At 70.6% G+C, this 25,108-nt stretch carries 20 protein-coding genes and 1 tRNA gene; 6 read left to right on the forward strand and 15 right to left on the reverse strand.

Annotated features, from left to right (window positions below; genetic code table 11):
* The first annotated feature begins 81 nt into the window (after nucleotides 1-81).
* Both ACZ3TI_RS14900 and ACZ3TI_RS14905 read left to right on the forward strand, forming a co-directional pair.
* Nucleotides 82-948, forward strand: coding sequence for a helix-turn-helix domain-containing protein (locus ACZ3TI_RS14900; protein WP_465726598.1), 867 nt, complete (start codon nucleotides 82-84; stop codon nucleotides 946-948).
* Between the two features lie 49 nt (nucleotides 949-997).
* The gene (locus ACZ3TI_RS14905) at nucleotides 998-2,455 is read left to right on the forward strand and encodes an aldehyde dehydrogenase family protein (protein WP_465726830.1); all 1,458 of its coding nucleotides are present in this window, start codon (nucleotides 998-1,000) and stop codon (nucleotides 2,453-2,455) included.
* A gap of 20 nt (nucleotides 2,456-2,475) precedes the next feature.
* On the opposite strand, the gene ACZ3TI_RS14910 is transcribed toward ACZ3TI_RS14905, so the two are convergent.
* The 7 genes from ACZ3TI_RS14910 to ACZ3TI_RS14940 form a co-directional block, all read right to left on the reverse strand.
* Nucleotides 2,476-3,420, reverse strand: coding sequence for an AraC family transcriptional regulator (locus ACZ3TI_RS14910; protein WP_465726599.1), 945 nt, complete (start codon nucleotides 3,418-3,420; stop codon nucleotides 2,476-2,478).
* 40 nt (nucleotides 3,421-3,460) lie between these two features.
* Nucleotides 3,461-4,387, reverse strand: a complete 927-nt coding sequence (locus ACZ3TI_RS14915; RefSeq protein WP_465726831.1) for an NADP-dependent oxidoreductase — start codon at nucleotides 4,385-4,387, stop codon at nucleotides 3,461-3,463.
* Between the two features lie 137 nt (nucleotides 4,388-4,524).
* Nucleotides 4,525-4,683 carry a hypothetical protein gene (locus tag ACZ3TI_RS14920; RefSeq protein ID WP_465726600.1) on the reverse strand — a complete coding sequence of 53 codons (159 nt, stop codon included), beginning with the start codon at nucleotides 4,681-4,683 and terminating at the stop codon, nucleotides 4,525-4,527.
* A 62-nt stretch (nucleotides 4,684-4,745) separates the two neighbouring features.
* A complete protein-coding gene (locus ACZ3TI_RS14925; protein ID WP_465726601.1) occupies nucleotides 4,746-6,578 on the reverse strand; it encodes a bifunctional metallophosphatase/5'-nucleotidase in 1,833 nt (610 codons plus the stop codon).
* Between the two features lie 327 nt (nucleotides 6,579-6,905).
* Nucleotides 6,906-7,577, reverse strand: coding sequence for a hypothetical protein (locus tag ACZ3TI_RS14930; protein ID WP_465726602.1), 672 nt, complete (start codon nucleotides 7,575-7,577; stop codon nucleotides 6,906-6,908).
* Entirely contained in the window at nucleotides 7,564-9,216 is a 1,653-nt protein-coding gene (locus ACZ3TI_RS14935; RefSeq protein ID WP_465726603.1) for an extracellular solute-binding protein, read from the reverse strand. The genes ACZ3TI_RS14930 and ACZ3TI_RS14935 overlap by 14 nt, the downstream gene beginning before the upstream one ends.
* On the reverse strand, nucleotides 9,213-10,307 hold the full coding sequence (locus ACZ3TI_RS14940) for a substrate-binding domain-containing protein (RefSeq protein ID WP_465726604.1): 1,095 nt from the start codon (nucleotides 10,305-10,307) through the stop codon (nucleotides 9,213-9,215). The genes ACZ3TI_RS14935 and ACZ3TI_RS14940 overlap by 4 nt, the downstream gene beginning before the upstream one ends.
* Before the next feature lie 331 nt (nucleotides 10,308-10,638).
* Between ACZ3TI_RS14940 and pyk the strand changes: the two genes are divergently transcribed.
* Nucleotides 10,639-12,069: a pyruvate kinase gene (gene pyk, locus ACZ3TI_RS14945; RefSeq protein WP_465726605.1), complete on the forward strand. Its 1,431-nt coding sequence runs from the start codon at nucleotides 10,639-10,641 to the stop codon at nucleotides 12,067-12,069.
* A gap of 43 nt (nucleotides 12,070-12,112) precedes the next feature.
* Here the strand turns inward: pyk and ACZ3TI_RS14950 are convergent, their stop codons facing one another.
* Both ACZ3TI_RS14950 and ACZ3TI_RS14955 read right to left on the reverse strand, forming a co-directional pair.
* Nucleotides 12,113-12,898 carry a helix-turn-helix domain-containing protein gene (locus ACZ3TI_RS14950; RefSeq protein ID WP_465726606.1) on the reverse strand — a complete coding sequence of 262 codons (786 nt, stop codon included), beginning with the start codon at nucleotides 12,896-12,898 and terminating at the stop codon, nucleotides 12,113-12,115.
* A gap of 103 nt (nucleotides 12,899-13,001) precedes the next feature.
* Nucleotides 13,002-13,084: transfer RNA gene (locus ACZ3TI_RS14955), tRNA-Leu, on the reverse strand.
* 92 nt (nucleotides 13,085-13,176) lie between these two features.
* On the opposite strand from ACZ3TI_RS14955, the gene ACZ3TI_RS14960 reads away from it, so the two are divergent.
* Nucleotides 13,177-13,833 (forward strand): ANTAR domain-containing response regulator, encoded by a 657-nt coding sequence (locus ACZ3TI_RS14960; RefSeq protein ID WP_465726607.1) that lies wholly within the window; start codon nucleotides 13,177-13,179, stop codon nucleotides 13,831-13,833.
* 58 nt (nucleotides 13,834-13,891) lie between these two features.
* On the opposite strand, the gene ACZ3TI_RS14965 is transcribed toward ACZ3TI_RS14960, so the two are convergent.
* The 6 genes from ACZ3TI_RS14965 to ACZ3TI_RS14990 all read right to left on the reverse strand — a co-directional run bounded on the left by ACZ3TI_RS14965 (nucleotide 13,892) and on the right by ACZ3TI_RS14990 (nucleotide 20,869).
* Complete coding sequence (locus ACZ3TI_RS14965; RefSeq protein ID WP_465726608.1) at nucleotides 13,892-14,608, reverse strand: ABC transporter ATP-binding protein; 717 nt, start codon at nucleotides 14,606-14,608, stop codon at nucleotides 13,892-13,894.
* Nucleotides 14,605-15,414, reverse strand: coding sequence for an ABC transporter ATP-binding protein (locus ACZ3TI_RS14970; protein ID WP_465726832.1), 810 nt, complete (start codon nucleotides 15,412-15,414; stop codon nucleotides 14,605-14,607). The genes ACZ3TI_RS14965 and ACZ3TI_RS14970 overlap by 4 nt, the downstream gene beginning before the upstream one ends.
* A gap of 8 nt (nucleotides 15,415-15,422) precedes the next feature.
* The gene (locus tag ACZ3TI_RS14975) at nucleotides 15,423-17,360 is read right to left on the reverse strand and encodes a branched-chain amino acid ABC transporter permease (RefSeq protein WP_465726609.1); all 1,938 of its coding nucleotides are present in this window, start codon (nucleotides 17,358-17,360) and stop codon (nucleotides 15,423-15,425) included.
* 5 nt (nucleotides 17,361-17,365) lie between these two features.
* Nucleotides 17,366-18,295, reverse strand: a complete 930-nt coding sequence (locus ACZ3TI_RS14980) for a branched-chain amino acid ABC transporter permease (protein WP_465726610.1) — start codon at nucleotides 18,293-18,295, stop codon at nucleotides 17,366-17,368.
* Nucleotides 18,296-18,497: 202 nt separating this feature from the next.
* Entirely contained in the window at nucleotides 18,498-19,730 is a 1,233-nt protein-coding gene (locus tag ACZ3TI_RS14985; RefSeq protein WP_465726611.1) for a branched-chain amino acid ABC transporter substrate-binding protein, read from the reverse strand.
* A gap of 674 nt (nucleotides 19,731-20,404) precedes the next feature.
* Nucleotides 20,405-20,869, reverse strand: coding sequence for a PaaI family thioesterase (locus ACZ3TI_RS14990; RefSeq protein ID WP_465726612.1), 465 nt, complete (start codon nucleotides 20,867-20,869; stop codon nucleotides 20,405-20,407).
* Nucleotides 20,870-21,116: 247 nt separating this feature from the next.
* On the opposite strand from ACZ3TI_RS14990, the gene polA reads away from it, so the two are divergent.
* Nucleotides 21,117-23,804, forward strand: a complete 2,688-nt coding sequence (gene polA / locus ACZ3TI_RS14995) for a DNA polymerase I (protein WP_465726833.1) — start codon at nucleotides 21,117-21,119, stop codon at nucleotides 23,802-23,804.
* 132 nt (nucleotides 23,805-23,936) lie between these two features.
* Nucleotides 23,937-24,698, forward strand: coding sequence for a GNAT family N-acetyltransferase (locus tag ACZ3TI_RS15000; RefSeq protein ID WP_465726613.1), 762 nt, complete (start codon nucleotides 23,937-23,939; stop codon nucleotides 24,696-24,698).
* Nucleotides 24,699-25,108 lie beyond the last annotated feature (410 nt).

The raw sequence follows: 25,108 nt of genomic DNA on the forward strand, positions 1-25,108 counted from the left end.
GACGGGCTGTTGTTCGTCGGTGCCAGGTGGCAGACTGCCGCCGACGGCCGGGGGGCTGCGCGAGTGCGGAGGTTGACTTCGATGGGCACGACTCAGGCAGGTGGAGGCGCGACTGTACGGCGTCTGCTGCTCGGCACCCAGCTGCGCAAGCTCCGCGAGGCCAGAGGCGTCAGCCGGGAGGAAGCCGGGTACTCGATCCGCGCCTCGGAGTCCAAGATCAGCCGGATGGAACTCGGCCGGGTCGGCTTCAAGGAGCGGGACGTCGCCGACCTGCTGACCCTCTACGGCGTCGAGGCGGAGCAGGAGCGCGCCACCGTCCTCGGGCTGGTCCGCGACGCCAACGCCAACTCCTGGTGGCACGAGTACGGCGACGTGCTGCCCGGCTGGTTCCAGAACTACCTCGGGCTGGAGGAGGCCGCCGCCACGATCCGCAGCTACGAGGTCCAGTTCGTCCACGGGCTGCTGCAGACCGCCGACTACGCCCGCGCCGTCGTCACCGCCGGCTGCAAGGACCACGGGGCCGAGGAGATCGAGCGCCGGGTCGACGTACGGCTCAAGCGCCAGGCGGTGCTCACCGGCGAGCGCGCGCCGCAGCTGGTCGCCGTGCTGGACGAGGCCGCGCTGCGCCGGCCCTGGGGCGGGCCCGCGCTCATGCGCGGCCAGCTGGACCGACTGCTGGAGCTCGGCGAGCTGCCCAACGTCCGGCTGCAGGTGCTGCCCTTCGGCAACGCCGGGCTGTCCGCCGAGAGCGGTGCCTTCACGGTGCTGGGCTTCGCCGAGCGGGAGCTCTCCGACGTCGTCTACCTGGAGCAGTTCACCACCGCGCTCTACCTGGACAAGCCCGCCGAGGTCGCCGAGTACCGGCAGGCGATGGAGGACCTGGTCGCGGACAGCCTGGACCCCGCGCGCACACGGGACTTGTTGTACGGGATACGCCAGGAGCTGTAATCCGTCAGTACGATGATGTTCCATCAGGTCGGTGTATGAGAGGGAACAGATGTCGTACTTCTCCGAGTTGGCGCTGCAGTACATCGACGGCGAGTGGTGCAGCGGCAACGGCTCCTGGGACATCGTCGACGTCGACCCCTACACCGGCGACAAGCTCGCCTCCATCACCGTCGCCACCGTCGCCGAGGTCGACCGCGCCTACCGCGCCGCCGAACGCGTCCAGAAGGAGTGGGCCGCCACCAACCCCTACCAGCGGCGGCTGGTCTTCGAGCGGGCGCTGCGCCTGTTCGAGGAGCGCGAGCCGGAGATCGTCGCGGCGATCATGACCGAGCTCGGCGGCACCGGGCTGAAGGCGGGCTTCGAACTCTCCCTGGTCAAGGACGTGCTGCGGGAGTGCCTGCACCTGTCCGTGGCCGCCGAGGGTCGGCTGCTGCCCTCGCCCGCCCCGGGCAAGGAGAACCGGCTCTACCGGCTGCCGGTCGGCGTGGTCGGCGTGATCAGCCCGTTCAACTTCCCGCTGTTCCTGGCGCTCAAGGCCGTCGCCCCGGCGCTCGCCCTCGGCAACGGCGTCGTCCTCAAGCCGCACCAGGAGACCCCGGTGGTCGGCGGCGGCCTGATCGCGAAGATCTTCGAGGACGCGGGCCTGCCGCCCGGCCTGCTCAACGTGGTGATCACCGACATCGCCGAGATCGGTGACTGCTTCATCGAGCACCCGGTGCCCAAGGTGATCTCCTTCACCGGCTCCGACAAGGTCGGCCGGCACGTCGGCACCGTCGCCGCCGCGCACTTCAAGCGGACCGTCCTCGAACTCGGCGGCAACAGCGCGCTGATCGTGCTGGACGACGCCGACCTCGACTACGCCGTGGACGCGGCCGTGTTCAGCCGCTTCGTCCACCAGGGCCAGGTCTGCATGTCCGCGAACCGCGTCCTGGTGGACCGCCGGGTCGAGGCCGAGTTCACCGAGAAGTTCGTCGCCAAGGTCGCCTCGCTCACCGTCGGCGACCCGAAGGACCCGGCCACCCACATCGGCCCGCTGATCAACCCCGTCCAGGCCGACGCCCTCTCCGCCCAGGTCGATCAGGCGGTCGCCGCCGGCGCCACCGCACTGCTGCGCGGCACCACCATCGGCAGCCTGATGTCGCCCACCGTGCTCACCGGCCTCGCCGAGGACGCGCCGATCCTGCAGCGCGAACTGTTCGGCCCGGTCGTGCTGGTGGTGCCCTTCGACGGCGAGGACGAGGCCGTACGGATCGCCAACGACACGCCGTTCGGGCTCAGCGGCGCGGTGCACACCGCGGACCTCGAGCGCGGCGTGCGGGTCGCCCAGCGGATCGACACCGGCATGATCCACGTCAACGGCGGGACCATCGCGGACGAGCCCGGGGTGCCGTTCGGCGGGGAGAAGAACTCCGGCGTCGGGCGGCTCAACGGGGAGTCCACGGTGGACGCCTTCACCACGATGAAGTGGATCTCGGTGCAGCGCGGACGGGCCGCGTTCCCGTTCTAGAACGTTCTGGAACCGTACGGCTACGCGGCGCGGGCCTCCCGGCGGTAGCCGCCGGGGGCCTGGCCGAACTCCCGCTTGAACGCCTTCGCGAAGGCGTACTCCGAGCCGTAGCCGGTCTGCGCCGCGACCGAGGTCAGCGGAGCCTCCGACTCCCGCAGCAGCCGGGCCGCCGTGGTCATCCGCCAGCGGGTCAGGTACGCCATCGGCGGCTCGCCCACCATCGTGGTGAAGCGGCGGGCGAAGGCGGCCCGGGACAGGCCCGCCCGGTCCGCCAGCGACTCCACCGTCCACGGGGTGGCCGGTGCCTCGTGGATCGCCGTCAGCGCCGGGGCGACGGCGGCGTCCCGCAGTGCCGCCGCCCAGCCGGCGGCCGTCGCGTCGGGCTGGTCCTCGAACCAGGCCCGCAGGATGTACAGCAGCAGCGAGTCGATCAGCGCCGGGACGATACCGGTCGAGCCGATCCGCGGGTTCTCCAGCTCGGTGCCCAACAGCTGGACGGCAGCTGCCAGTTCGGGGTGGCGGCCGTGCCGGGTCGGCAGGTGGATCAGGGCCGGCAGCTGACGGACCATCGGGTGCGGGCGGCCCTGGTCCAGGTGGTAGTTGCCGCACAGCAGACTGGTACGGGCGCCGTCACCGCCCAGGGTGAGGGTGCCGAGCGGCGAGCCGGCGTCCACCCGGCAGGAGTGCGCGTCCACCGGCGGGGTGTCCGGGTGGTCGGCGAGGACGTGCCCGCCGCCGTCGCGCAGGAAGACGATGTCGCCCGGGCTGAGCGGCACCGGCTCGTGCCGCTCAGCCCCGGGCCCGGTGCCCAGCGGGAGCAGCCAGCAGGTGCCGTACAGCACCACGTGGAAGCCGGCGCCGAGCGCCGGGGGCAGGCGCAGGGCCCAGGGCGCGCGGCCCTCGGTGCGGACGGAGGACGGGTACGCCGTCCGCATCGAGCCCAGTGCCTCGGTCAGGATGTCCAACGCCCGTCCCCCTTGTGTGTTTCCGCTTGCCGTGCTGAGTTCAGTCGACGGTCAGGACGACCTTGCCCTGGACGGTACCGGAGGCCACCAGCTCGTGCGCCCGGCCGGCCTCGGCCAGCGGGAAGGCCCGTGTGACGTGCGGGCGGATCCGGCCCTCGTCCACCAGGGTGGCGATCGCCTCCAGCGCGGCGTAGTCGGGCTCGACCGAGATGCCGGCGAAGTGCCGTCCGGCGGCCTCGACCGCGGCGGCGAGCTCCTGGTCGTGGTGCTCCATGATGCTCACCAGGTAGCCGCCCGGCTTCAACACCTCCAGTGCGCGGGTGTTCTCGGAGGAGGAGTCGAAGACGACGTCGACGTCCTTGACCGCCCGGGTGTAGTCCGTGGTGCGGTAGTCGATGACCTCGTCCGCGCCGATCTCCTTGAGGAAGGCGTGCTTGGCCTCGCTCGCCAGCGCGATCACGTACGCGCCACGGGCCTTGGCGATCTGCACGGCGAAGTGGCCGACGCCGCCCGCCGCCCGGTGGACCAGCACCCGCTGCCCCTCGCCGACCTTCGCCGCGTCCACCAGGCCCTGCCAGGCGGTCAGCGCGGCCAGCGGCAGGGCGGCCGCCTGCACGTGGTCGATCGAGGCGGGCTTGCGGGCCAGCTGGCGCGACGGCGCGGCCACGTACTCGGCGTAGGCGTTCGCGGCGCGCGGGAAGAACGGCATCCCGTACACCTCCTCGCCCACCCGGTACCGGGCGCCGGGAGCGGCCTCCTCGACCACCCCGGAGACGTCCCAGCCCACCGTGAACGGCGGCTCGCCCAGCAGCGGGAACCAGCCCGCCCGCACCGCCACGTCCACCGGGTTCACCCCGGCCGCCTTCACCCGCACCAGCACCTCGCCGCTCCGCAGCTCCGGGCGCGCCACCTCGGCGACCTCCAGCACCTCGGGCCCGCCGACCTCCCGCTGCACCACCGCACGCATCGCACTCACTCCCACTCCGGTCAACCCAGGCCCCCCGTGGGGCCGTTCTCGATGCCTCAACGATAGGAAGGGCGGGCGAGCGGATGAATATCCTCCAGTCTTCGCTGGATGTCCGATCGTCTCGATCGATGAGTGAGTCAGGCCGGATAGCGGACGGGGCCGTCGGAGCCGAGCTTGAAGTCGAAGGGCGCCGGGATCGGCACTCGGTCGCCGAACTTGCCATTCCACTGGCGGTGGTAGCCAGTGGGGGAGGGTTCGGAGCGGAGCGTGATGGCGCCGGCGCGCGGGTCGATCACCAGGTATGGCGAGGCGCCGCCGGGCGGACGGGCTCGGCGGCGCCTCGGAGGGGGAGTGCGGGTCAGAAGACCGGCTGGCCGGCGCGGACCAGGCGCCAGGAGTTGGTGAAGAAGTCGGCGGGGTCCAGGACGCCCTTGGCCTTCACCCAGGCGATCATGGTGTTGCGGATCTCGTCGGAGTTCGACCAGACCAGCTTCGCCTTGGCCACGTGCGGGAAGTTGCCGCCGCCGTTGGCGCGGTAGTTGTTGACCGCCAGGACGAACTGGGCGGCGGGGTCGATCGGCTTGCCTTGGAAGGACAGGTTGACGATCCGCTGGCCCTTCGGCTGGGCGATGTCGATGTCGTAGCTCAGGCCGTAGAGCGAGTCGTAGTTGTAGTCCGGGGTGGCCTCGACGCCGGTCAGGGCGTCCTTGTCGACCGGGGCGCCCGGGGCGAGCTGGTTGTAGTACTTCGCCGAGAACTCCAGGTAGTCCTTGAGCTGGGCGCCCGTCAGGATGCGGGCCTCCAGGGTGTTCTCGTAGATGTAGAGGCCCGCGGCGTCGCGCAGCTTGACCTGGCCGGACGGGATCAGGGCGGTGCGGTTGAACGGGGCGGCCTGGGCGAGCACCGGCAGGTTGGCGTACTGCCCGCCCGCCAGCGCGGCCTTGACGGCGTCGGCCTGGACCTTGCCGATCAGGTCGACGATCGGGGTGGCCTTGAAGCGGGCCTCGGCGATCGACAGCTCGATCTTGCTGGTGCCGATGTTCTGGTTGACGTACGCGACGACCTTCTTGTGCTGGTCGGTGATCGCGTTGGTGATCTCCGGGTTCTCCGGCACGGTGTTGGAGTTCAGCACCCGCGAGGAGACCGAGGTGACCTTCCAGGCGCCGCCGGCGAACTCGACCTCGAAGTCGAAGCAGCTCAGGCGCTGGCCCCAGCAGAGCGGCTCGGAGAGCACGACCGTCTTGCCGGTCTTCTTGTTGACGATCAGGCGCTGCGGGACCTCCTTGTGGGTGTGGCCCACCAGCACCGCGTCGATGTCCGGGACGGTCGCCGCCATCTCGCCCGAGGCGTCCTCGGGCCAGGGCAGCTGGTCGCCGTAGGTGGTCGCCTCGTCGATGCCGGAGTGCGCGGAGACGACGATGACGTCGGCACCCGCCGCCTTCATCCGGGGCACGTACTTGGCGGCGGTCTCCACGATGCCCGGGAAGACCATCTTGCCGCTGACGTTGGCCTTGTCCCAGATCGCGATGCCCGGGTTGGTGAGGCCGAGGATGCCGACCTTCAGCGGCTTGCCCTCGCCGAGGTGCAGCTCCTTGATCACGAACGGCGGGAAGGCCGGCTTCTCGCTCTTCGCGTGCAGCGCGTTGGCGCCCAGCAGCGGGAACTCCAGCTGGTCCTCGAAGGCCTTCACGGTCGGGATGCCGTAGTTGAACTCGTGGTTGCCGAGCGCGGCGGCGTCGTACTGCATGAGGTTCATGGCGACGGCCATCGGGTGGTCCGGCACGGCGTCGCCCTCGGTGGCGATCGGCTCGATCCGGGCGTAGTAGTAGGTCAGCTGGGTGCCCTGGATGATGTCACCGGAGTCGATCAGCAGACAGCGGTTCCAGCCCTTCTCCTCGCGCACCTGGTTGGCCAGGGTGGAGATCTTGGCGAGGCCGACCGCGTTGTGCGCCTTGTCGACGTACTCGGCGTCGGTGAAGTAGTCCCAGTTGAGCACCCGGCCGTGCAGGTCGGTGGTGCCCATGACGGTGAAGGCCTGCTTGCGCGGCTTGCGCGGGCCCTTGGCGGCCGCCGTGTCCGGCTCGGCGGCCGCGGCGGAGGGGGCGGCGGCCACGGTGGCACCGCCGGCCAGGGCGGCGCCGGCGGCGGTGGCGGCGGACCGGGTGACGAAGTCACGGCGGTTCAGGGGCATGGATGACTCTCCCGAGTGGGGCGGCGACGGATGGGCCGTCAACTTGTGTACGTGCGTGAGTGTGCGTCAACGCGTCGACGCGCGTAGAGGGACGCGCGTAGAAGTCTGCCGTGCGGGCGGGGTCGCTGGATAGCCCCCGGACCTGTCCAAGAGGTGAGATCTTGGCGACTCGTTCGTGACGGCGGTGGGCGGGGACGGAGGTGGTAGGGGGGTGGATCGGGGCCGGCCCGGGGCCTGACCTGGGGCTGACCCGGCCTGACCCCCGGTCTCAGGGCGGGGCCTGACCCGGGTCCGGACCCCGCGTCAGACCCCGGGCCGGACCTCGGGTCAGGCCAGCTCGGCGGTCAGCAGGACCACCTCTCGGCTCAGCTCGGCCGCCGGGTCCGGGGCGTCCGGCCCCGCCCACGGCTGCCAGGTCAGCGCCCGCAGGTAGCCCGCCACCGCGAGCGGCAGCCGGTGCCGGACGATCCGCTCCGCCGCCGGGCCCGGACCGGCCTCGCGCAGCGCGGCCAGCAGGCCGTCCACCCCGGCGGAGGGCGGCAGGGGGACGGAGGCCAGGTAGGCGGCCAGCTCCTCCAGCTCGGGGTCGGGCGGGGGCGGCGGCGGGGGCCCGGAGACCGACACCCGCGAGGATGCCGACACCGCTCCGGACGTCGACACCGCAGCGGACCGCGAGCCCGTTCCGGGGCCCGGTGCCGGCGGATCCGGTGTCAGCGGATCCGGTGTCAGCGGGTCCGGTGCCGACAGGTCCGGGGCCGGGTCCGGCTCCGGGGGTGGTGGCGGGTGCCCGGTCGTGTCGGGCTTGCGGGCGGGCGCCAGCAGCGCGCCCGCCCCGTACAGCCCGGCGACCACGCCCGGCCACAGGCTCCCGCCGAGCCCGGCGAAGTGCAGCCCCAGCCCGACGGCACCGCCCGCGCAGCCGGCCAGGTTCCTGGCCGACTCCAGGTAGCACAGCGCCCGTCGGCCGAACCCGTCGCCGGGCCCGTCACTGGTAGCCACGGATCTCCTCGAACGCCCCGTCCAGCGAGCCCGAGCCGTCGAACAGCTTGCCGCCGCTGACGTCCGCGATCCCCTGCAGCTGGCTCACCGCCGCCTCGCCGAACTTGATCGGGAACACCGGGATGGACTTCTCCCAGGCCGGCAGCGCGTCGTGGAAGCGCTTGAAATCGGAGTCCGTCGGACCGGAGTTGCTCTCCCCGTCCGTCATCAGCACGATCGAGGTGAACCGGTCGTCGTTCGCCGCCGCCTGCTGGCGCTCGATCACCCGGTACGCCTCCTCCAGCGAGCCGTACACCGCCGTCCCGCCCGCGGCCGCCAGCGACTGCACGTCCGCGTTGATCGCCGCCAGCTCCTCCTGCGGCCCGGGTCGGCTCCCGGTGGCCGGCACCACGTGCGTCCTGGACCACTTCACCGAGGAGGCGAAGGACAGCAGCGTGACCTCCTCGCGGTTGCGGAAGCGGCGCACCCCGCGGGTGTCGTCCGCCCCGGTCAGCCGGCCCAGCGCGGTCTTCAGCGCCGCGATCCGCGAACCCTCCATCGAGCCCGAGGTGTCCAGCACGTACACCGTCCGGGACGGGCGGCGCAGGTCGTTCTGGTACGCGGTCAGCAGACCGTCCGCGACCACCCGGGTGCCCGGGAACGGCAGCTCCCGGCGGCGGTCCGTCGGCAGCCCGGCGGCCGGGGTCGCGCCCGAGGTCGCGGGGCGACGCAGCGTCGTCTCCGAGATGCGCTTCTGCACCTCGTCCTTGAGCAGGTACGAGGTCAGCCGCTGGAAGGCGTCGCGCTGGTCCGGAGCGGCCGAGGACAGCAGCGACAGCGGGTAGTCCGCCGACACCACGCCGTCCACCGGGCGCACCACCGTCAGCTGCTGCTGCGGCGGCAGCGTCTTGTTCAGCGACAGCAGCACCGACTCGTAGTTCACCAGCGCGCCCACCACGCCCGACTCGGCCCGGGTGTACGCCTGCGCCAGCCAGCCGGAGGAGCCGGAGGTCAGCTTCTGGCCGGTGAAGAACTGCTTCAGCTGCGGCGTCGCCTTCTGCACGTCCGCCTCGGCCAGCGCCCCGTCCGCCCCGGAGAACGCCGAGGCGACCGCCACCAGCGTGGAGAAGCCGGAGTTGGAACGCGAGGGATCGGCCATCCCGTACGTCAGCTTGCCGGCCGCGGCGGCGTCGCCGACCTGCGCCCAGGTGACCTTCGAGCCGTCGCCCCAGCCCAGCTCGCCGAGCACCGAGGAGCGCACCCCGATCGCCACCGGCGAGACCGCCACCGGCGTCTCGGAGAGCACCTTCGACTTCCCGACCGGATCCAGCCGCAGGTACTGGTTCGACGGGAACCACACCGCGTCGTACTTGCCGTCCGTCCGGCCCGCGGACACCGCGTCCGCGCCGTCCAAGGTGCCGGTCCAGGAGAACTGCACCGTCACCCCGGTGGCCTTCCGGGCATCCTCCAACACCGGTGCCAGATCCTGCAGTTCGCTGCCCGCCAGGACGCGCAGCACCCCGGGGCGGGCGGTCTCGGCGGGCGGGTCGGTGGGCTTCGGGCCGGAGTCGTCACCGGCGGAGGTGCAGGCCGTCACCGCCGCGAGCGCGGCCACCAGGGCCACGGCGAGCCGGCCGCGGCGCTTCGTACGGAGGTTCACTTCGGGCTCCCGCCCTTCGCCGCGAGGATCAGCTTCTGCATGTTGTCCAGCGAGGGCACCGGGGCCAGGGCCAGGCCCGCGTTGCGCACATCGGGGACGAAGCGCGGCTGCTGCCGGTCCTTCACCAGGTCCCAGAAGAGTCCCGGCTCGGCGTCCGGACGCAGGCCGAACCGGGCCTCCAGCCTGCGCAGCTCCGGGTCGTTCACCAGCGCGTCGGCGAGCTTGCGGCCGTTGTCCGTCCGGGCCACCAGGGTGTGGTCCGTCTTGATCGTGGTGGTCGGGTACATCACCACCATGTCGCCGGTCGGCTTGCCCTGCAGCGGCAGCGCGGCGGCCTGCGACTCGTACGCGAAGACCAGCGTGTTGACCCCCGCGCCGAACTCGCGGAACGGACCGTCGCTGCTGACCTTCTGCAGGCCCTGCACCCGGTTCGCGGTGTACAGGACGTCCCGGACGGCGCTGACGCCCGCGTCGTCCGACACCACCTGGTTGCCGTTCGCCAGGTAGGACAGGATCGCCAGGTACAGGGCGCCCGAGGACGAGCTGTCCGGATCCGTGGTGGACACGTACATCAGGCCGTCCAGCTCCGGATGCCCGGCCGTGCCCGGCAGGTCCTTCCACCTCTGGCCGCCCTGCTTCAGCGCGGCCACGTACTTGTCCATCCGGAACGTCCAGACGCCCGCGTCGCTCCGGTCGGCGAGCTGGTCGTCCTTCAGCACCTGCGCCACCGGCTCGTGGGTGACGATCACCAGCGGGGAGTAGAACTGCACCCGCGGCGAGTCCTTCAGCTTCCAGTCCCGCTGGATGTCCAGCGCGGGCGCGCTGCTCGCCGGGAACGCGAAGTCCAGGTCCGGGCTGTTCCTCGCCTGCTCGGCCATCGTCCACGAGCCGGTCGGCTCCGCTTTCACCACCAGGCCCTGCTTCTTCAACTCGGCCTTGACGTCCGGGTTGTCGAAGAAATCGCGCTTCTCGGACCCGATCAGGCCACTGACGGTGACCGGGTCGGGATCCTTCCTGTCGTCGGGGATCAGCGCAAAGGCCACCCCGCCCAGCAGAGCCAGGGCCGCCACCATCCCCAGAGCGCGTCTCATGCCGAACGCCTCCCCCTCGTACGCGACTTCGTCCGCGTCGTCTACGTCGTCCGGGTGGATACCCGGAACCCCCGGGGCGTCACCCGGGGGTGACGAGCGTCCCGCCGGGCGGGGAGCGGTAACGGAAGCGACGATGAACGACGGGTGAACACCCCTTCACGGAATCGCATCGACCGACCCGTCGCGGGCACTTCCGAAAGACCTCGGAAGACGGCGCTCGCACACCCGCCCGAGGATGTGTCAGATTGTTCAACTCGCCTTCCGCCAAAGGCCATCCCGCAGACCGGACCCGCCTCGTGGTTACGCGCCGGTAATGCCTACTCTCAGCACTATGCGCCGAGCAAAAATCGTCTGCACTCTCGGGCCCGCCACCGACTCGTACGACCAGATCAAATCCCTGGTCGACGCCGGGATGGACATCGCCCGCTTCAACCTCAGCCACGGCTCGCACGCCGAGCACGAAGAACGCTACCGCCGCGTCCGCAAGGCCGCCGACGAGACCGGCCGGAGCGTCGGCGTCCTCGCCGACCTTCAAGGCCCGAAGATCCGCCTCGACACCTTCGCCCACGGGCCGGTACTTCTCGAACGCGGCGACGAGTTCACCATCTCCACCGACAAGGGCGTCGTGGGAGACAAGGACCTCTGCGGAACCACCTACGCCGGACTCGCCGGCGACGTCAGCCGCGGCGAACGCATCCTCGTCGACGACGGCCGGGTCACCCTCGAAGTCGTCGCCGTCGACGGCCCCCGGGTGCGGTGCCTCGTCATCGAAGGCGGCCTGGTCTCCGACCACAAGGGCCTCAACCTCCCCGGCGTCGCCGTCTCCGTCCCCGCACTCAGCGACAAGGACGTCGCCGACCTGCGGTGGGCGCTGCGCACCGGAGCCGACCTGGTCGCGCTCTCCTTCGTGCGGAGCGGACGCGACATCGAGGACGTCCACCGGATCATGGCGGAGGAGGGGCGGTACGTCCCGGTCATCGCCAAGATCGAGAAGCCGCAGGCGGTGGAGAACCTCGACTCCGTCGTGGACGCCTTCGACGGCATCATGGTGGCCCGCGGCGACCTGGGCGTGGAGATGCCCCTCGAACAGGTCCCGCTGGTCCAGAAGCGCGCCATCAAACTCGCCCGCCGCAACGCCAAACCGGTCATCGTCGCGACCCAGATGCTCGACTCGATGATCAACGCCTCCCGGCCCACCCGGGCCGAAGCCTCCGACGTCGCCAACGCCGTCCTCGACGGGACGGACGCCGTGATGCTCTCCGGCGAGACCTCGGTGGGCAAGTACCCCGTCGAGACGGTCAAGACCATGAGCCGGATCATCGAGGCGGCTGAGAACGACATCCTCGCCGCCGGGCTCCCCCCGCTCACCACCGGCAGCAAGCCGCGCACCCAGGGCGGCGCCGTCGCCCGCGCGGCCGCCGAGATCGGCGACTTCCTGCACGCCAAGTACCTGATCGCCTTCACCCAGTCCGGCGACACCGCCCGCCGTCTGACCCGCTACCGCTCACCCATCCCCGTGCTCGCCTTCACCTACGAACCGGCCGTGCGCAGCCAACTCGCCCTCACCTGGGGCGTGGAGACCTTCCTCGGCCCGTTCGCCCCGACCACCGACCAGATGGTCGAACAGGTCGACGCGGCCCTGCTGTCCCTGGGCCGCTGCCAGAAGGGCGACATCGTCGTCATCACCGCCGGCTCACCCCCCGGCCTCGCCGGCTCCACCAACCTCGTCCGCGTCCACCACGTGGGGACGTTGGACGTCTGAGGTCCCATCGGCGGCGCGGCCCCTCCGAGGGGTCGCGCCGCTGTCAGTACTTGGGGCCGATGTGGGCGTCCATGAGGGCGACCGAGTCCTTGCGGGCGATGGAGATGTTGGTGGCGCCGGTAGCGCGTGAAGCAGCCTTCCATCGGACGCCGACGGCATCAAGGGTGGCCGTGAAGAGGCCGATGATGTCGGTCGAGGTGTTGGTGAAGAAGTACCGCGGGTACTCGTAGCGCTTCTGGACGCCACCGACGGTACGGGTGGCCCAGTTGGTGATGCGGCAGCCGTCGGAGTGGATCAGGCCGCGCAAGAACTCCCACGGGTGGGCGTCGACGATCTCCTGCTGCCAGGGCTCCAGGGCTATGGCGCGCTCGTGCTTCTTGCCGGGGCCGTGCTGTGGGAAGTGGCAGGTCAGATGGTTCGAATAGACCTTTATGTCGTGGCATCCGGTGCGCCGAACCCGGCAAGGCTTGTTGTTGGGGAGGACCTGGCGTATGGCCTGTTCGACGGAATCCATGACGCCTGGCCACTTGTCGTCGCAGGTGATCTGGAGACTCTGGGTCCTGCGGTACTCGTTAGGAAGCAGGATGTGGCCGTCGCCGAGGTACAGGCCAAGGAGGTAGGCGTAGGCAGGGCGGTTCAGCTCGTCGCCGTAGCAGTGCAGGCACGCGGAGCGCTTGCGGCCAGGGAGCTTGTTGCGCTTGGCGAGGTCTTGGTGCTTCCACCATGAGACTGTGCCCTTCGGGACGCGAAGGCGGCGGGCCACCTCGGCATTGCTGAGGCCTCGTCGGAGGAGGTGGACAGCCTGTTCGCGCACAGAAAGAGTGGTCATGGGCGCCAGAGTGAGGCGCGTCAAGGCATGCGTGGACGCTTTGGGCACAGTCCACTGGAAGAGGTGAATTTCCCGAAACCTGGGAATATGAGGAAAGCCTCGGTGCCGAGTGTGGGATTCGAACCCACACGCCCTTTCAGGCAATCGCTTTTGAGGCGATCGTGTCTGCCCTTCCACCAACCCGGCAAGTTCGCGCCCGTGAAGGATACCCTGTGAGCACTGTCCGGCGCAGCTAGGTACCCTCGTGCATGCAGTACCCCGCCGGAACGAGGAGCCCAGTGAGCACCGCCGACGAGCAGGCACAGCCGCTTGAGACCGATACGCCCCAGATCACCCGGATCGTGATCGCCGAGGACGAGGCGCTGATCCGCCTCGACCTCAAGGAGATGCTCGAGGAGGAGGGGTACACCGTCGTCGGCGAAGCGGGGGACGGGGAGACGGCGGTGAAGCTCGTGGAGGAGCTGAAGCCGGATCTGGCGATCTTCGACGTGAAGATGCCGGTCCTGGACGGGCTGTCCGCCGCCGAGCAGATCCACGAGAAGCACCTGGCTCCGGTTCTGATGCTGACGGCGTTCTCGCAGCGGGAGCTGGTGGACCGGGCGCGGGACGCGGGCGCGATGGCGTACATCGTCAAGCCGTTCTCGAAGTCGGACCTGGTGCCGGCGATCGAGATGGCGGTGTCGCGGTACACCGAGATGCGGGCGCTGGAGAAGGAGATCGGGGATCTCACCCAGCGGCTGGAGACCCGGAAGCTGGTGGACCGGGCGAAGGGCGTGCTGCAGACGAAGTTCGGGCTGAACGAGCCCGCCGCGTTCCGGTGGATCCAGAAGACGTCGATGGACCGGCGGATGACGATGGCCGCGGTGGCCGAGGCGGTCATCGAGGAGGGCGAGGCCCAGGACCGCAAGAAGGCGGAAGAGGGCAAGTCCGAGTAGTAGGGACATGACGAAGGGCCCGGCGGATTCTTCCGCCGGGCCCTTCGTGCGTACGGGCTCAGTCCTCGCCGAGGTAGGCCTTGCGGACGGACTCGTCGTGGAGGAGGTCGGCGCCCGTCCCGGAGAGGACGATGCGGCCGGTCTCCATGACGTAGCCCCGGTCGGACAGCGACAGCGCCGCCTGGGCGTTCTGCTCGACCAGCAGGATGGTCGTGCCGGAGGCCTTGAGCTCGATGATGGTCGCCATGATCTTCTGCATCATCAGCGGGGAGAGGCCCATGGAGGGCTCGTCCAGCATGAGCAGTTTGGGCTGGGACATCAGTGCCCGGCCCATGGCGAGCATCTGCTGCTCGCCGCCGGAGAGCGTTCCCGCGGCCTGCTTGCGGCGTTCGCCGAGGATGGGGAACAGCGAGTACGACCGCTCGACGTCGGCGGCGATGCCGGCGGTGTCGGTGCGCAGGAAGGCGCCGAGGAGGAGGTTCTCCTCGATGGTCATGCGGGGGAAGATGTGCCGGCCTTCGGGGGAGTGGGCGAGGCCGAGCGAGACGATCTTGTGGGCGGGGACGGTGGACAGGTCCTGGCCGTCGAAGGTGATGCGTCCGGCGGTGGGCTTGAGGAGGCCGGACAGGGTGCGCAGGGTGGTGGTCTTGCCGGCGCCGTTGGTGCCGATGAGGGTGGTGACCTCGCCCTGTTCGACGGTGAAGCTGATGCCCTTGACGGCTTCGATCTTGCCGTAGGCGACGCGGAGGTCCTCGACCTCGAGGAGCGCGGTCACTTGGTGTCCTCCGGTGCTGCGGGGGCGGTCCCTTCGAGCGGGGCGCCGAGGTAGGCGGTGATGACGCGCTCGTCGTTCTGGACGGTCTCGCGGTCGCCCTCGACGATCTTCTGGCCCTGGACGAGCACGGCGGTGCGGTCGCAGAGGTTGAAGATGAAGCGCATGTCGTGCTCGATGACGAGGATGGAGATGCCCTTGTCGCGGATGGCGAAGACGAGTTCCTCGGCGGCGCGGGTCTCCTGGGGGTTCATGCCGGCGGTGGGCTCGTCGAGGAGCAGCAGGCCGGGGTCGGAGGCGAGCGCGCGGGCGATCTCCAGCTTGCGCTGCTCGCCGTACGGGAGGTTGCGGGCGAGGTGGTCGGCCTTGTCGGCGAGGCCGGTGAACTGCAGGAGTTCCATGGCCTTCTCGCGGCTCTCGGCTTCCGCGCGGTGGTAGCCGGGGCCGCGGAGGATGGCGGAGAAGATGCCTTCCTTGGTGCGGGTGTGCCGGCCGACGAGGACGTTCTCGAGGACGGTCATGTTGGCGAAGAGCCGGATGTTCTGGAAGGTGCGGGCGATGCCGGCCTGGGTGACCAGGTGGGGCTTGGGGGGCAGGAGGACGTCGCGGTAGCGGACGGCGCCTTCGGTGGGGACGTACAGGCCGGTGAGGCAGTTGAAGAAGGTGGTCTTGCCGGCGCCGTTGGGGCCGATGAGGCCGATGATCTCGCCCTCGCCGACGGTGAGGGAGACGTCGTTGACGGCGGTGAGGCCGCCGAAGCGCATGGTGACGCCGGTGACTTCGAGCAGGGGTGCGGCGGTGGTGGTCATCGGGTCGGTCACGCCCCTGCCTTGGTGAGTGCGGTCGGCTCGCCGGTGGGCTGGGCCGGGATGGCGGCCTCGTGGAACTCCAGCTGTTGGCGGCGGTTGGGGATGAGGCCCTCGGGGCGGACGCGCATCAGGACGATGAGGGCGATGCCGAAGGCGAGGAGCTGGTAGTCGGCGAGGAACTCGAGCTTCTTCGGGATGAGGAAGAGGAGGGTGGCGCCGGCCAGCGGGCCGCTGATGGTGCCCATGCCGCCGAGGATGACGGCGGCGAGCAGGAAGGCGGAGTTGGGCGGGAGGGCCTCGGCGAAGGTGTACTGGTCGGGGGTGACGGTGTAGCTGACGTGGGCCTGGACGGTCCCGGCGAGGCCGGCGAGGCAGGCGCCGAGGGCGAAGGCGAGGAGCTTGAGGCGGAAGCCGTTGATGCCCATGGCCTCGGCGGCGGTCTCGTCCTCGCGGATGGCGACCCAGGCGCGGCCGATGCGGGAGTTGCCGACCCGGGCGAAGACGAGCACGACCAGGGCGGTGACCAGGAGCATCAGCAGGTAGTAGTTGGAGAAGCGGCCGAGTTCGATGCCGGCGACGGTGTGGGTCTTGCCGAGGTCGAAGCCGAGGATCTCCAGGTCGGGGATCCGCGGGATGCCGTTGGAGCCGTTGGTGACCTTGGGGCCGGTGGTGCCGTTGAGGTTGAGCATGGTGATGCGGAAGATCTCGCCGAAGCCGAGGGTGACGATGGCGAGGTAGTCGCCGCGCAGCCGCAGGGTGGGGGCGCCGATCAGGACGCCGAAGACCATGGAGACGGCGGCGCCGGTGAGCATCGCGGCCCAGAACGGGAACTGGACGTGGATGGGCGAGGCGGGGGAGCCGGAGACCAGGGCGGCGGCGTAGGCGCCGACGCCGAGGAAGGCGACGTACCCGAGGTCGAGCAGGCCGGCGAGGCCGACGACGATGTTGAGGCCGAGGGCGACGGTGGCGAAGATCAGGATGTTGGTGGCGACCGAGGTGTACTGGTCGCTGCTCTGGGTGAAGGGGAAGCTGGCGGCGGCGGCGAAGGCCGCGCCGGTGGTGACCGGGCGGTGCTTGACGGTCAGGGCGCGCAGTCGGGCGATCAGGCCGGCCTTGGCGAGCGCGGCGGCGGCGAGGCCGGCGAACAGCAGGAAGCCGGTGAAGAGTTCGCCGTACTCGGTGTCGATGCCGAAGGTGATCGTGAACAGGCCGAGCCCGAAGGCGACGACGATGATCAGGACCTCGACCCAGGAGGGGAGGGCGCGCGGCGCGTCGAGCGGGCGCTCGGTGCGGCCGAGGCGCAGCCAGGTGTTGGCGAGGTGGCCGAGCTGGAGCAGCAGGACGGCGCCGGTCGCGATGGCGACGCCACCGGCGAGGGCGGTCAGGACGGGCGCGACGGGCTTGTCGTCGGGGACGGCGTGGGCGCCGATCCAGACCAGGGGGGCGGCGGGGACGAGCAGGAAGAGGCGCTTGTCGATGATGCGCAGGGGGACGGCGGTGCGGCGGTCGAGCGGGAGGCCGAGGGCGCCGAGGACGCTGAGCAGGCCGCCGGCGGCGAGGACCCAGCCGCCGGGCTCGAGGTTGACGAGGCCGCCGGGGTTGAGCTCGACGGAGATCGAGGTGACGGAGTAGGCGGCGATCGCGAGGGCGCCGGTGGCGGCGTACAGGACGGCGTTGTTGTTGCGGGCGGGGACGGCCCAGCGCAGGCCGGGGACGCCCTGGGCGCCGAGCAGCAGGAGGAGGGTGAGGATGCCGGCGGTGAGGGCGAGCCACTGGAGGCCGGCGGGGGAGCCGTAGTAGGTGAGGTCGCCGGGGAACTCGTCGGTCCAGGTCCAGGCCATGGCGGCGGAGGCGGCGGTGGCGAGGGCACCGAGGCCGCAGAGGGCCGCGGCGGCGCGGGTCGGCAGGGGGATGACCGGGGTGGTCTCGGTGGTCGTGGTGGTCATGGTGGTCACGCCCTGTCCGCGACGCGCTCGCCGAGCAGGCCTTGGGGCCGGACGAGGAGCACGAGGATGAGGAGTACGAAGGCCCAGACGTCCTTCCAGGCGCCGCCTCCGAAGAGGTGCATGCCGGGCAGGTGCTGGATGTAGCCGGTGGCGAGGGCTTCGGCGAGGCCGAGGGCGAGGCCGCCGAGCATGGCGCCGTAGATGTTGCCGATGCCGCCGAGGACGGCGGCGGTGAAGGCCTTGAGGCCGAGGATGAAGCCCATCCGGAAGTCGACCTGTCCGCTGCGCAGGCCGTAGGCGACGGCGGCGACGGCGGCGAACGCGGCGCCGATGGCGAAGGCCATGACGATGATGCGGTCGGTGTCGATGCCCATCAGCTTGGCGGTGTCCGGGTCCTGGCTGGTGGCCTGCATGGCGCGGCCGGAGCGGGTGCGGGTGACGAACCAGCCGAGGGCGAGCATGCACAGGGGGGCGGCGATGATCAGGAAGAGGTCGCTGCGCTGGATGGTGACGGAGCCGAGGCTGAAGGGGTCGCCGGGGATCTTGGGGAAGACCCGGGCCTTCTTGGCGTCGGGGTAGAAGGAGAAGACGAGCTGCTGGAGCAGGATGGAGAGCCCGATCGCGGTGATCAGGGGGGCGAGCCGGGGCGCGTTGCGCAGGGGGCGGTAGGCGAAGCGCTCGGCGGCGACGGCGGTGAGGGTGGAGACCAGGATGCCGGTGATCAGCATCAGCGGTAGGGCCAGCCAGAGGGTGATGCCGCCGGGGAGGGCGAGGTAGGCGGTCAGGGCGCCGAAGCCGCCGACCATGACGATCTCGCCGTGGGCGAAGTTGATGAGCTGGACGATGCCGTAGACCATCGTGTAGCCGATCGCGACGAGTCCGTAGAGGGCGCCGAGGATCAGGCCGTTGGCCAGCTGCTGCGGTAGGTCGTGCACCGCTGGGCCTCCGTAGTGCGTTCGGGGGTGTCCGCGTGGGTGGTGGATGTGGGGGCGCGCGGGGGCACTCGTGGCGCCCCCGCGCGCTGTGGTGGTTCCGGTGGGGCGGGGTTGACGGGGCGTCAGTCCCTGAGGTGGGGCGTCAGCCCCTGGGGTGGGGTGTCGGCCCTGGTGCAGGGGTGCCGGCCCTTGGGGCGGGCTGTCAGCCCTTGTAGGTGCCGGACTTCTCCACGGCCCACTTGCCGTCCTTGACGACGTAGACGGTGAGCTGCTTGTTGGTGGTGTCGCCGAAGTCGTCGAAGGAGACCTTGCCGGTCACGCCGTCGAAGGAGACCTTCTGGACGGCGTCGCGGACGGCCTGGCGGGTCGGGGCCTTGCCGTTGCTGTCCTTCGCGGCCTGCTTGACGCCCTGGATGATGGCCCAGGCGCTGTCGTAGGAGTAGCCGCCGTAGGTCTCGTAGGCGTCCTTGTAGCCGGCCGCCTTGTAGTCGGCGATGTACTTCTTGGCGGTGTCGAGGGTCTCGACGGGCAGGCCGACGGCGGTGGCGAAGTCGCCCGGGCTCTTCGGGTTCAGCTTGATGTAGTCGCCGCTCTGCATGCCGTCGCCGCCCATCAGCGGGATGGTGACGCCGGCGTCCTTGAGCTGGAGGGAGAGCGGGCCGGCGGCGGGGTACTCGCCGCCGTAGTAGACGGCTTCGGCGCCGGAGGCCTTGACCTTGGTGACGATGGCGGCGAAGTCGCGGTCGTCGGGGTTGACGTGCTCCTCGCCGGCGATGGTGCCGCCGAGCTTGGTGAACTCGCCCTTGAAGGTGGCGGCGAGGCCGGCGCCGTAGGTCTTCTGGTCGTCGATGAGGAAGACCTTGGTCTTCTTCGCGTCGCTGTAGAGGAACTGGGCGGCGAACGGGCCCTGGACGGCGTCGGTGGTGGCGGTGCGGAAGTAGGACGCAAAGGGGCGCTTCTTCTCGCCGCTGGCCCACTTCTCGCCCTGGCTGAGGGCGACGCCGGTGTTGGCGGGGGAGACCTCGACCAGCTTCGCGTCGTCGAAGATCTGCTGCATCGACTGTGCCACGCTGGAGTTGAGCGGGCCGACGACGCCGAGGACCTTGGAATCGCCGACCAGCTGGGTGGCGTTCTGCTGGCCGGGGGCGGGCTTGCCGGTGTCGTCGAGGGCCTTGACCTCGAACTTGATGCCGGGGACCTCGTTGCTCTCGTTGGCCTTCTTGACGGCGAGGTCCACGGAGTTGCGGATGCCGAGGCCGAGGGCGGAGAGGTCGCCGGTGAGCGGGGCGTCGACGCCGATGACGACGGTGGTGGAGGCGCTGTTGTCCTTGCCGCCGGCGCCGTCGCCGGACTTCGAACCGCGGGAGCCACAGGCGCTGAGGCTGAGGGCGCCGATCACGGCAATGCTCACGACAATTGCAGAACGGTGACGCACGAGGGTCCCCTTCGGTTCAGGAGGCGCCCGCGCCGGAGTGGCGGGAGCCGGGTGCGCGGAGGGCCGGGCCCAATCGAATGGCGCGGTGACTGGCCGTGACTCTAGATGTGGTTGGGCGGGCTCCGGCAGTGCTCAGAGCAGGCTGTGATTCTCTTGTTATGAGCACACGTAGCAGTTGTCTCAGCATGTGGTCTTTTCGACTCGACCGATCCGGTGCTTCCCGGTGTTTACACGCTGGTAAAGCGATGTAAGGGCCAGAAATAGGGGTTGCAGCTGGCATCCCCGATAATCGGACAGTCAAGTCCGATTCCCAGGTTTCGGCCTTGAGTGTCCGGATTTCGGACGAAGCGGGCGCGGTCGAACTGCCCCGGGGCGGGCGGCAGGTCTCGGATCCGGTATGTGCTCGGATTTCCTGCTTGTTACGCAGCGTTACGGGCGTGAGGGTCGCGGCAACCCCCCGCCGGACATGCGAAACGCCCCCTTGTTCAGACCAACGCCTGCCCAGGGTGGCGGATGGTCAAACAAGGTGGCGCTAAAGGGACTTGATGTCGTCTTGACTGAACTTCCCGCAGCGGTACGGACGTTACGGCTGCGGTGTGCTTCCCGTCGGAGTCGTCGGAGTCGTCGGGGGCATCGGGGTCATCGGGTCATCGGAGCGGTCCGGCTCGTCGGGGTCAGAGGTCGCGCAGCATGCAGGTCAGCCGGCAGCTGGTGACCCGCTTTCCGGTGTCGTCGGTGATCGCGATCTCGTAGGTGGCGGCGGTGCGCCCCTTGAAGACGGCCGTCGCCACCCCGGTGACCAGGCCGGAGGTCGCCGAGCGGTGGTGGGTCGCGTTGAGGTCCACGCCGACCGCGTACCGGCCGGGGCCGGCGTGCAGCATCGCCCCGATCGAGCCCAGCGTCTCGGCCAGCGCCGCCGACGCGCCGCCGTGCAGCAGCCCGTACGGCTGCTGGTTGCCCTCCACCGGCATGGTGCCGACCACGCGGTCGCCGGAGGCCTCGACGATCCGGATGCCGAGCTTCTCGCCGAGGTGGCCGCCGGAGAAGGTCTCCGGGCTGACGCCGAGCTTGGCGAAGTGGTCCAGCACCTCCTGCGGGACGTTGAGGAGGGGGGCGGTGCCGGGGGCCGCATCGGCCATGGGGGAACTCCTGCCGCTCGGGGGATCACGGGTGCTGCTGATCGGTGCTGCTGCCTGTGATCGTACGACCGTCCTACTCGCGCGTAGCAGCTGCGGTCGAACCGGCGCGGCGTCCCTTTTGTCAGTGCCGGGCCATAGGATCGGTGGCCGGTAGTGGAATCGGCAGGAACGGGACGTTGACGTGGCTACGCAGAGTACGGACAAGGGCGCGACGGGTGGCGGCGGGGCCGGCCCGCGGCCCCGGCTGATGCTGCTCGACGGGCACTCGATGGCCTACCGGGCCTTCTACGCCCTGCCCGTGGAGAACTTCAACACCTCCACCGGGCAGCCCACCAACGCGGTCTACGGCTTCGCGTCGATGCTCGCCAACACCGTCCGTGACGAGCAGCCCACCCACCTCGCCGTCGCCTTCGACCTCTCCCGGCAGACGTTCCGCTCCGTCGAGTTCCCCGACTACAAGGCCAACCGCGCCAAGACGCCGGACGAGTTCAAGAGCCAGGTCGGCCTGATCGGCGAGCTGCTCGACGCCATGAACATCCCCCGGCTGACGGTCGAGGGCTTCGAGGCCGACGACATCATCGCCACCCTGGCCACCGCCGCCGAGGCGGCCGGCTACGACGTCGACATCGTCACCGGCGACCGCGACTCGCTCCAGCTGGTCACCGACCACGTCACCGTCCTCTACCCGACCAAGGGCGTCTCCGAGCTCACCCGCTTCACCCCGGAGAAGGTCACCGAGAAGTACGGCGTCACCCCGCGCCAGTACCCGGACCTCGCCGCGCTGCGCGGCGACCCGTCCGACAACCTGCCCGGCATCCCCGGCGTCGGCGAGAAGACCGCCGCCAAGTGGGTCAACCAGTTCGGCTCCTTCGACGAACTCGTCTCCCGCGCCGACGAGGTGAAGGGCAAGATCGGCGAGAAGCTGCGCGACAACCTCGACTCGGTCAAGCGCAACCGCGTCCTCACCGAGCTGGTCCGCGACGTCGAACTCCCGCTCGGCGTCGCCGACCTGGCCCGCGCGGCGTTCGACAAGGCCGCCGTCGGCACCCTGATGGAGTCGCTGGAGTTCCGCAACGCCAACTTCCGCGACCGCGTCTACGGCATCGACCCGGCCGCCGGCGAGGCCGCGGCGGAGGCCGAGCTCGCCCCCGGCGTCGAGGTCGATGGCGAACTGCTCACCGACCCGGGCACCCTGGCCGCCTGGCTGCGCGAGCACGCCTCCGACGGCAAGACCACGGTCGCCCTCGCCGCCGTCTACCAGTGGGCGCTCGGCACCGGCGAGGTCACCGAAGTCGCCCTCGCCGCAGGGGAGAACGCCGCCTGGTTCGACCCGGCGCTGCTCGCCGAGGAGGACGAGCGCGCCTTCGCCGGCTGGCTCGCCGACCCGGCCGCCCCCAAGGCCCTGCACATCGCCAAGCAGGTCATGCGCGCCTTCGCCGAGCGCGGCTGGACCATCGAGGGCGTCGTCGCCGACACCGCGCTCGCCGCCTACCTGGAGAAGCCCGGCCGCCGCACCTTCACCCTGGAGGTGCTCGCCGAGGAGTACCTCGCCCGCTCGCTCACCCCGGCCCCCGCCGCCGAGAGCGGCCAACTCGCCTTCGACGCACCCGACGAGGACGAGACCTCCGCCGCCCAGTCGCTGATGCTGCAGGCCCGCGCCGTGCTCGACCTCGCCGCGCTCTTCGACACCCGCCTCGCCGAGGTCGGCGCCACCGAGCTGCTGCGCGACATGGAACTGCCCATCGCCGCCCTGCTCGCCCGCATGGAGCGCTACGGCATCGCCGCCGACCGCGCCTGGCTCACCACGCTGGAGACGCAGTTCGCCGCCGAGATCCAGCGCTGCGTCGAGGAGGCGCACGCCGCCGCCGGGCACGAGTTCAACCTCGGCTCGCCCAAGCAGCTCCAGGAGATCCTCTTCGGCGAGCTCGCGCTCCCCAAGACCAAGAAGATCAAGACCGGCTACACCACCGACGCCGACGCGCTCACCTGGCTCGCCGGCCAGACCGACAACGAGCTGCCGGTCATCCTGCTGCGCCACCGCGACCAGGCCAAGCTGCGCACCACCGTCGAGGGCCTGCTCAAGACCGTCTCGCCCAAGGGCCGGATCCACACCACCTTCAACCAGATGGTCGCCGCCACCGGCCGGCTCTCCTCGCAGGACCCGAACCTGCAGAACATCCCGGTCCGCACCGAGGAGGGCCGCGCCATCCGCCGCGCCTTCGTCGTCGGCGAGGGCTACGAGTCGCTGCTCACCGCCGACTACTCCCAGATCGAGCTGCGGATCATGGCGCACCTGTCCGAGGACGAGGCGCTGATCGAGGCCTTCGCCTCCGGCGAGGACCTGCACACCACCGTCGCCTCCCAGGTCTTCGAGGTCCCGGGCACCGCGGTCGACGCCGAGATGCGTCGCAAGATCAAGGCGATGTCCTACGGCCTGGCGTACGGGCTGTCCGCGTACGGGCTCTCGCAGCAGCTCGGCATCAAGCCCGCCGAGGCGCAGGGCCTGATGGACACCTACTTCGAGCGCTTCGGCGGGGTGCGGGACTACCTGCGCCGGGTCGTCGACGAGGCCCGTGCGACGGGGTACACCGAGACCCTGCTCGGCCGCCGCCGCTACCTGCCGGACCTCAACAGCGACAACCGCCAGCGCCGCGAGATGGCCGAGCGGATGGCCCTCAACGCCCCGATCCAGGGCTCCGCCGCCGACATCGTCAAGATCGCCATGCTCCGGGTGGACGAGGCGCTGCGCGCGGCCGGCCTCACCTCCCGGATGCTGCTCCAGGTCCACGACGAAATCGTCCTGGAGCTGACGCCGGGGGAGCGCGAGCAGGTCGAGGCCGTCGTCCGGGAGCAGATGGCGGGCGCCTACCCGCTGCGCGCCCCGCTGGATGTCTCGGTCGGCGTCGGCCCCGACTGGGAGGCCGCCGCGCACTGACGGACCGCCGTCGAACGGGCCCGGACACCCGAGTGTCCGGGCCCGCCGTCGTCCGCGGCCCCTGCGGTGGCCCAGTCCGCTCGCGGGGAATCGGCCCCTATGGTCGGTCAATCCCGTACTACCGTAGGCACAATGACAACAGGAGCCACTTCGACCGACCAGCCCATGTCCCTCGCCGAAGCACCGACGAGCCAGGCCCGCAACTCCGCCGCCTTCTGGACCGCGACCGGCCGGAGCCGGGGGCACGAGGTGATCCGGCGCCGCGGGTTCGTCGCCGTCGACGGTGACGAGCGCGCGGGCCTGCGGATCCTGATCCAGGAACCCGACCTCGCCCCGGGCGAACTGGCCGAGGTGGGCGAGCTGGTCCGCGGGGCCACGGGGACGGCCTACGTCGAGGATCCGTTCAGCTCGACCGACCTGGGCCACCTGGGCCTGCGCAACTGGCAGATGCCGATCATGCTGCGCCTGCCCGGGCCCGTCGCCGAACCGGCCCTGGACGTGATCCGGGTGCGGCGGCCCGAGGACCTGCGGACGGCCGAGCAGGTCGTGATCGAGGGCTTCGAACTGGACGGGTTCCAGCCCTACCGCCCCGGCGAGCTCTTCCCTCCGGCGCTGATCGAACAGCCGGGCGTGGACGTCTTCATCGCCTCGATCGACGGCGAGACCGCTGGCGCCGGCGTCAGCGTCCTGGCCGACGGCGTCGGCAGCCACTACTGGATCAGCACGTCCTCGGCGTTCCGCTCGCGCGGCGTGGGCCGGGCCGTCATGCTCGGCGCCCTCGCCCACCTGGCAGAGCTGCCCGCCACCCTCACCGCCTCGAAGCTCGGCAGGCCGCTGTACGAGTCGCTGGGTTACACGGTCGCGACGCCCTCGACCTGGTGGGCCTCCTCCTGACCGACGGCGCCGCGCCGGCCGGCCCGCACCTCGTGATGTGCGGGCCGGCTGCCCGGGCCGGTGACGCGAAGTCACCCTCGATGCGCTCCGTGATCGCCGGGGCGGCACCGAAGTAGCCGGTGACACACGGAGGTTGGTGCGCGTAGCGTGGAAGGGGCTGGTCGGCGAGGGACCGGCCCGACGGCGGCCGCGCGCACCCGAAGGACGCGATGGCCCCGGTCCCTGCGACTGAGGAGGACGCATGTCCAGGGAACTTCTCTTCTACCGGGCCGACGACGGCCTGATCGCGACAGGAAGACTCGGCACCAACGGCATCTTCACCGGCCTGGCGGACGGAAAACTGTCCCCGCACTGGACGCACATCGTGCCGGTCGGTCGGGAGCTGTTGTTCTACCGGGCGGACAACGGGG

This window comes from Kitasatospora sp. NPDC023120 (assembly GCF_055560835.1).

Coding starts and splice junctions, on each gene's coding strand:
- ACZ3TI_RS14900 (WP_465726598.1), top strand. CDS start 82: ATGGGCACGACTCAGGCAGGTGGAGGCGCGACTGTACGGCGTCTGCTG.
- ACZ3TI_RS14905 (WP_465726830.1), top strand. CDS start 998: ATGTCGTACTTCTCCGAGTTGGCGCTGCAGTACATCGACGGCGAGTGG.
- ACZ3TI_RS14915 (WP_465726831.1), bottom strand. CDS start 4,387: ATGCGTGCGGTGGTGCAGCGGGAGGTCGGCGGGCCCGAGGTGCTGGAG.
- ACZ3TI_RS14925 (WP_465726601.1), bottom strand. CDS start 6,578: ATGCCCCTGAACCGCCGTGACTTCGTCACCCGGTCCGCCGCCACCGCC.
- ACZ3TI_RS14940 (WP_465726604.1), bottom strand. CDS start 10,307: ATGAGACGCGCTCTGGGGATGGTGGCGGCCCTGGCTCTGCTGGGCGGG.
- pyk (WP_465726605.1), top strand. CDS start 10,639: ATGCGCCGAGCAAAAATCGTCTGCACTCTCGGGCCCGCCACCGACTCG.
- ACZ3TI_RS14950 (WP_465726606.1), bottom strand. CDS start 12,898: ATGACCACTCTTTCTGTGCGCGAACAGGCTGTCCACCTCCTCCGACGA.
- ACZ3TI_RS14970 (WP_465726832.1), bottom strand. CDS start 15,414: ATGACCACCACCGCCGCACCCCTGCTCGAAGTCACCGGCGTCACCATG.
- ACZ3TI_RS14975 (WP_465726609.1), bottom strand. CDS start 17,360: ATGACCACCACGACCACCGAGACCACCCCGGTCATCCCCCTGCCGACC.
- ACZ3TI_RS14990 (WP_465726612.1), bottom strand. CDS start 20,869: ATGGCCGATGCGGCCCCCGGCACCGCCCCCCTCCTCAACGTCCCGCAG.
- polA (WP_465726833.1), top strand. CDS start 21,117: ATGCTGCTCGACGGGCACTCGATGGCCTACCGGGCCTTCTACGCCCTG.
- ACZ3TI_RS15000 (WP_465726613.1), top strand. CDS start 23,937: ATGACAACAGGAGCCACTTCGACCGACCAGCCCATGTCCCTCGCCGAA.